The organism is Protofrankia sp. CiP1_Cm_nod3 (assembly GCF_982290655.1).
The window spans coordinates 13,720-20,564 of the sequence record NZ_CEVIVD010000094.1 but is presented as its reverse complement, the minus strand read 5'-3'; the positions used below and the strand labels follow the sequence as shown (position 1 = coordinate 20,564).

Genomic DNA, 6,845 nt, shown 5'->3' with positions numbered 1-6,845 from the left:
TCATCTTGGCAGGTAGGGGCCGCGAGCTGGTCGTCGAGGAGGCGGCCGTCGCCTCTCGCATCACGTTTAGAATCAGGCGATCAACCAGAGAGGAACGGCGATGACAACGGTGCGCACCCACCCGGGCAAGAAGGCCACGGCGACACGACAGCGCATCCTCGACGCCGCAGCCAAGATCTTCCGTCAGAACGGCTACACTGGGACGCGCCTCACGGACATCGCCGCGGCGGCACAGATACAAGCCGGCAGCCTCTACTACCACTTCGCCTCGCGGGAAGGCCTGGTCCAGGAAGTCCTGCGTGTCGGCCAGCAGCGCACGAACGACTTCGTCATGGGCAAGGTCTCCGCCGCACCTCCCAACGCGAGCGGCCTTGACCGGCTCCGCATCGCCGTGCACGCCCATCTCGAAGCCGTCCTCGAGATCGGCGACTACACTGCGGCCACTCTACGCATCTTGGGGCAGGTCCCTGAAGAGATCCGCACTCAGGCCCTCGCGCTGCAGCGGGAGTATGGCCAATGGTGGCGGGAGCTGTTCGAGGACGCGCAGCGTGACGGCGAGCTGCGTCAGGACCTTGACATCTCCGCGTGCCGCATGCTCGTTCTGGGAGCCATGAACGCCTCCCCCGACTGGTTCCACCCAGACCAGCCGAAGGGACTCACGATCAGTGATCTTGAGGAGCAGTTCGCCGCGATGTTCCTCGACGGGCTCGGGACCTCCAAGGGAAAGCGGCGCCGGTCACACAAGATCATATTTACCCTCACATCCGATGCGCACGAGGAGTCCGCAGCAGAGACACGTGGCGCCGCGACGACCGCTCGGATCCTCGACGCGGCCGCGAAGATTTTTCGCGAGAACGGCTATGCCGGAGCCCGGCTCGTGGACGTCGCGACCGAGGCCGACATGCAGACCGGCAGCCTCTACTACCACTTCGCCTCGCGCGAGGACCTGGTGGTGCACCTGCTGCACAATGCCTGGGAACGCACTGACAACATGGTGAGGCGTAGTGTCAACGACCTACCCACACGCACCGCGCCTATCAACAAGCTGGCGATGGCCATAACCGCGCACCTGCTGTCCGTCCTGGCCTGGGGTGACTACACCTCGGCCATGCTGCGCATCCTCGGACAGGTGCCGGACGGCGTCCGAGCCACCATCCTTCCGCTGCAGCGGACCTACCTCGGCCTGTGGCGGGGCTTGCTCAACGACGCTGCCGACGCCGGGGACATCCGCTCCGACCTCGATCTGTCGGTGGTCCTGATGATGCTGGCGGGTGCCCTGAACTGGACGGTCGAGTGGTACCACGCCGACCACCACCTGGCTCCGGAGCAGCTGGCGGAGCAGTTCTGCATCCTCGTCCTCGAGGGCATGTCGACACGACGCCGGGGTACGCGTCGACGGAGCGTGTGACATACACTGGACTCGAACCTAGATTAGAAATTAGGCTGTCGGCAACTCCCCCGGGGAAGGACGTCCATGACCAGCCTGCTGTCCTACGGCTCCTACATTCCATACCACCGGCTTCGTCGGAGCGACATGCAGGCGGCTCTCGGCGCTTCGGGAGGGAGAGGCTCACGCGCCGTGGCGTCGTACGACGAGGATGTCGTCTCCATGGCGGTGGAGGCTGGCTCGGCGGCTTTACGGGGACAGCGCTGTCTGCCTGAGCGGCTCTATTTCGCCACCTCCTTCCCTCCCTACCTGGACAAGACCAATGCGGCGGTGGTGCACGCCGCGCTCGGACTTGACCGGGCGACGCTGGCGGTCGACATGGCTGGCTCACCGCGGTCGGTCATCGGCGCACTGTTGGCCGCGAGCGAGGCACGAGTCCCGGCCCTCGCCGTAGTCGCCGACATACGCACCGGGCTGCCCGGGAGCAGCGACGAGCGAGAGGGCGGCGACGCGGCCGCAGCGTTCTTGTTCGGACGCGGCACGTCGGAGACACCCGAGCTCGCGACCGTCCTGGCGTTCGCCTCGACCACGGAGGAGTTCCTGGAGCGGTGGCGGACACCCGGCGAAAAGGCTTCCCATACCTGGGAGGAGCGCTTCGCCGAACATGTCTACCGACCGCTGGCTGAGGAGGCGTTCACCACCTCGCTGAAAGCAGCCGATCTCGCCCCTGGCCAGATCGACCACCTTGTCGTGAGCGGCCTGGCCGCCCGCGCGGTACGGCAGTTCGCGCAGGCCAGCGGCGTACGTCCCGAAGCCGTGGTCGACAACCTGGCAGACCGCATCGGCAACCCCGGTGCGGCCCAGCCCGGGGTACTGCTCGCCGCAGCTCTGGACCGCGCTGGCGCTGGCGAAAACGTCGCGCTGGTCCACCTCGCCGACGGTGCGAGCGCTCTGCTGATGCGAACCACGGAGCACCTGCTGTCCCGGCGGTCCCCGACCGGTGTGCTAGGGCAGGTGGATGGCTCACACGGCGAGCTCAGCTACACAGCCTTCCTCACCTGGCGGGGAATGCTCGACCGCGAGCCACCCCGGCGACCGGAGCCGGACCCGCCCGCGGCGCCGCCAACACGCCGGTCCGCCGGCTACAAGCTCGCCTTTCAGGCGGCTCGGTGCGACGCGTGCGGAGCGGTCAACGTACCACCGGGAAGGGTGTGCTTTGCGTGTTCTGCAGCCGACCAGATGTCGCAGCGATCGCTGCGTGACACGCCTGCGACGGTGGCGACGTTCACTGTTGACCGTCTCGCGTTCACACCGAGCCCACCGATGGTGGCCGTCGTCGTCGACTTCGACGGGGGCGGTCGGTTCCGATGCGAGCTCGCCGACGCGACCCCGGCCGACGTGCGTATCGGCCTGCGTGTCGGCCTCACGTTCCGACGCCTGCTGACTGCCGACGGCGTGCACAACTATTTCTGGAAGGCACGACCGCTTCACGAAGACGGAACGAGGCTCTGATGGCATCAAGAGGCATCTGTGATCGGGTCGCAATCGTAGGCATGGGCTGCACAGCGTTCGGCGAGCACTGGGACCGCGGCACGGACGACCTCCTTGTCGAGGCGGTGGGGACAGCCACGCAGAGCACGTCTGTCGCGATCGACGACGTCGACGCCTTCTGGCTGGGCACCTATATGTCAGGGGTCTCGGGTCTGACGCTGAGCCGTCCGCTCCGGATCCGCGACAAACCCGTCAGCCGCGTTGAGAACATGTGCGCGACAGGATCCGAGGCGCTGCGCGGCGCCGCGTATGCCGTCGCCAGTGGTGCCTACGACATAGCCATGGCCGTCGGCGTCGAGAAGTTGAAGGACTCCGGCTACTCCGGCCTGACCCGCCAGTCGATTCCGGGTGACGGGACGGGCGGCACGCTTGGCACCACGACGGCACCAGCCAACTTCAGCCTCCTAGCACCGGCCTACGGTCGGAAGTACGGCGTGGACGAAGACCAGTTGAAGGAGGTCTTCACGCGTATCGCCTGGAAGAACCACAAGAACGGTTCCCGGAACCCGCGAGCCCAGTTCCGAAGAGAAGTGACCAGGGAGACCATCGCTTGCTCCCCACTGGTCGCCGGCAGCCTCGGCGTGTTCGACTGCTCCGGTGTGTCGGACGGGGCAGCGGCAGCGATCGTGGTACGGGCCGAGGATGCGTACCGCTACACCAAGCGCCCCCTGTTCGTGAAGGCGTTGTCCTTCGTGTCTGGGGCAGCAGACGGCAACGTCGACCCGGGCTACGACTTCACGACCTTTCCGGAGGTCGCGGCGTCCGCAAGGGAGGCCTACCGCCAGGCGGGCGTGTCCGACCCTCGGGCGCAGATTGCGATGGCTGAGGTGCACGACTGCTTCACCGTCACCGAGCTCGTCCTCATGGAGGATCTCGGCTTCGCCCCCCGCGGAACCGCGTGGAAGGACGTCCTGGCCGGGACATTCGACCTGGACGGTGCGCTGCCGGTCAACCCCGACGGCGGGCTGAAGGCCTTCGGTCATCCTGTGGGGGCATCGGGGCTCCGTATGCTCTATGAGTGCTGGCTGCAGCTTCGTGATGAAGCCCCGGACGAACGCCGTATCGCCAGCACGGGAAAGACCATGGGCTTGACCCACAACCTCGGCGGAGGTCCTGGCGAGTGCGTGTCGTTCGTGTCCATCGTCGGGACGGAGCGCTCGTGATCGCCGGCTGCATAGCTACGCTCCAAACCGAGCCAAACGGGACAGCAAACGGACAGCTCCAGGAAATGAAGGACCTTTCATGACCTACGTCATTGGTGATGCCTGTGTCGACGTCAAGGACAACTCCTGCGTCAAGGAATGCCCTGTGGACTGCATCTACGAGGGCGATCGGTCGATGTACATCAACCCGACCGAGTGCATCGACTGTGGCGCCTGCGAGGCCGTGTGCCCGGTCCGTGCTATCTCTGCTGACGTGGACCTCCCTGGGGAGCTGCTGCACCTCGCGGCCAGGGCCGAGGCACTCTTCGCTGAGATCGGCGACCCGGGTGGGGCCCGCCGCCACGGCCCGTTGAACGGGGACCACCCCGCCATCGCGGCGATGCCACCCAAGTCGGCGACGGCCTGACAGCGTGGAGGGCCGGTCTCGATGTCGGCGCTCCTGGCGGACACTCCGTGAGCCGCCTCATCCAATCCCGACGGTCAGTACCAGTACGGGGTGACGCTGCATGCGTCACATCAGCCGCTCCGTGACGCTAGCGCCTCGTAATTCGCCGTCTTTACCGGTGGTTTGTTGTGATCGGCAGTTCGTGATCCGTGATCTACGGGGGTAGGTAGAGGCGGAGCCGGTGTCCGGCGGCGAGCGTGTCGATCAGTTCGCGGAGTGGGTGGGGCATCGGGGCGGTGGTCCAGGCCTGCCAGAGGCGTAGCAGGAGGCACAGGGGGGTCAGGCAGGCGCGGACCTGTCGGAGGCTGACCGGCCAACACGGCGGTGTGGTGGTGCGGGTCGTTGTCCGCGTGTCGTCGGGTGGGAAGGGCGTGGGTGGCTCGGCGGGGGTGGTGTTGTCGTGCCAGCACAGGCTGAACGCGCAGTTCACCAGGGTCCAGTGGCGGGCGATCGCGGTGGCGGAGCGGACCTGGAAGTCGGCCCAGCCCAGTTCGTGTTTGACCTGCTTGTAGTCCTGTTCGACCCAGCCACGCAGCCCGTAGAGGCAGACGATCTCGTCGTAGGTGGCGGGTGGGAACGCCGGCGCCGCCGTGGTGGGCAGGTCCGGGCGGGGCAGGGTGGTGGCCAAAGACCAGGTGCTGGTCGCCGGCAGGGTCGCCGGGTCGGAAGTGGCCACGACCAGCCGCAGGGGCCCGCCGATCCGGTACGGGCCCACCCGGCAGTCGGTGGCCCACCAGGTCTCGGTGTGCCCGTCGCGGTAGGCGCGCCGCACCGGTGTCCACTGGCCGGGCCGCTCAGGGCTGGTCCAGACCCGGGCGCGGGCGGCCTGGGCCGGGGTACGCAGGTCGGTGTCCTCGTCGGGGCGGGACAGTTCCTGGTGCGGTTTCAATGCCAGCACGAACGGCACCCCGGCCTCGCGCAGCCCGGTGACCAGGCCGGGGCTCTCGGACGGGCCGTAGAAGCAGTCGGCGACCACCGCGCGGAAGCCGACGCCGGCGGCGCGGGCATCGGCGACCAGGGCGGCGGCGAGCTGCCCCTTGGTCCGAAACGACGGGTCGGCCCGCCCGTCGGGCAGGCAGTGCGCCGGGAGGTAGAGCCGGGTGTGCAACGGGTGGTAGACCCACTCGTCCGCCCAGACGGTGGACACCGCGACGACACCGCGCTCGATACCGCCCCGGGAACCGATGTACTGACGGGACACCCCCGCGGTGGCATGCCCGCTCTTACGGTCCCCGGAATCGTCCAGGACCAGCACCCCACCCGGGTGCGGCGCGCTGTCCGAGGACACCAACAGCAACTCGACCCGCCTACTGTTGATCTTTTCGTGGTCCCACGGCGACTCCGACAGGAACCACTGCAGCCGCTGGACCTCCCGATGCTGCGCGCCGGCCACCGGCTCCGCCCCGGCCAGACAGGTCAACGTCTTGTTCCGGTCCCGCGGCAGCAGCAGACCGACCAGGTAGTCCCGGAACCCCCGCCGCTGCGCACGCGAGGCGAACAGGCCGTCGAAGCGGGACGCGTACACCTCCACCGGCGCCGGAGCCGGCAGGCACGGCAGCCGCTCTGTCATCGCGATCACCTCCGCGACCGAACCACTCCTTCCCTACCCGGCACAGCCAGCGAATTCCTGGCCACCCATACATGACCAAACGATCACAACAAACCACCGCTACTTACCGTTGTTGTCGACAATTTTCTTGATGCCGGCCTGGACAAGCTGGACCTTGGCGAGGATCTCGTCCACGGTCGCGGTCCAAGCGAACAGCGTGGGATTGGCGTTCCCATGGACGATGTAGTCCCGGATCCGCTTGATAAGAATCTTCACGAAGATACACATAGCGCGGCTGATCGACTGGTGGGCAATTATACCGAACCCGGTTTCGAGCTGGTTGATCCACGACGATCCGACCGGAGTAAAGCGGAAATAAGCGGAATCACGAGATACTAGTACTCCAGTGACAGTGATCCTTACGTGGTCGCGGCCCGCGCGACGTCCGTCTGGTTGGTTCGGATCCGGGTTCGGAAGTGGTAACGGCGGGCGCGTGCCTGGTGGCGACGGCGCCAGTCCGACCACCATGTGATCACCGCTGCTGGGATAACAGCCTGTCCGAACAGGGCGAGAACATGCCAGATTTCGTTGAGACTGAACGGGATCATCCCGGTCTCGGCTGGTTCCGGCTGCTCGGGGACCGCGAGGCCATGGCCGTCACGCTGGTAGCCCACCGCCCTCGTCGCAGGTGGGTGCTCCGGCGGGTCCTGTTCGCGAGTCTTCGTGACGGTGACCGCGAGCCAGGCATGC

General features: G+C 67.0%; 6 protein-coding genes and 1 pseudogene. 4 read left to right on the top strand and 3 right to left on the bottom strand.

Going from position 1 to position 6,845, the window contains the following annotated elements:
- Positions 1-100: 100 nt before the first annotated feature.
- The 4 genes from AC5LUJ_RS16935 to fdxA all read left to right on the top strand — a co-directional run bounded on the left by AC5LUJ_RS16935 (position 101) and on the right by fdxA (position 4,507).
- A complete protein-coding gene (locus AC5LUJ_RS16935; protein WP_250285368.1) occupies positions 101-1,408 on the top strand; it encodes a TetR-type transcription factor C-terminal domain-containing protein in 1,308 nt (435 codons plus the stop codon).
- A gap of 66 nt (positions 1,409-1,474) precedes the next feature.
- Positions 1,475-2,899 carry an OB-fold domain-containing protein gene (locus AC5LUJ_RS16930; protein WP_250285367.1) on the top strand — a complete coding sequence of 475 codons (1,425 nt, stop codon included), beginning with the start codon at positions 1,475-1,477 and terminating at the stop codon, positions 2,897-2,899.
- Positions 2,899-4,101, top strand: coding sequence for an acetyl-CoA acetyltransferase (locus tag AC5LUJ_RS16925; RefSeq protein ID WP_445548507.1), 1,203 nt, complete (start codon positions 2,899-2,901; stop codon positions 4,099-4,101). Before AC5LUJ_RS16930 ends, AC5LUJ_RS16925 begins: the two co-directional genes overlap by 1 nt.
- Before the next feature lie 79 nt (positions 4,102-4,180).
- Complete coding sequence (gene fdxA, locus AC5LUJ_RS16920) at positions 4,181-4,507, top strand: ferredoxin (protein ID WP_250285365.1); 327 nt, start codon at positions 4,181-4,183, stop codon at positions 4,505-4,507.
- Between the two features lie 193 nt (positions 4,508-4,700).
- On the opposite strand, the gene AC5LUJ_RS16915 is transcribed toward fdxA, so the two are convergent.
- The 3 genes and pseudogenes from AC5LUJ_RS16915 to AC5LUJ_RS16905 form a co-directional block, all read right to left on the bottom strand.
- Positions 4,701-6,116 (bottom strand): IS701 family transposase, encoded by a 1,416-nt coding sequence (locus AC5LUJ_RS16915; RefSeq protein WP_250285364.1) that lies wholly within the window; start codon positions 6,114-6,116, stop codon positions 4,701-4,703.
- A gap of 99 nt (positions 6,117-6,215) precedes the next feature.
- Entirely contained in the window at positions 6,216-6,383 is a 168-nt protein-coding gene (locus AC5LUJ_RS16910; protein ID WP_493465273.1) for a hypothetical protein, read from the bottom strand.
- A gap of 131 nt (positions 6,384-6,514) precedes the next feature.
- Positions 6,515-6,845, bottom strand: a pseudogene (locus AC5LUJ_RS16905) (IS701 family transposase); the annotation flags it as partial.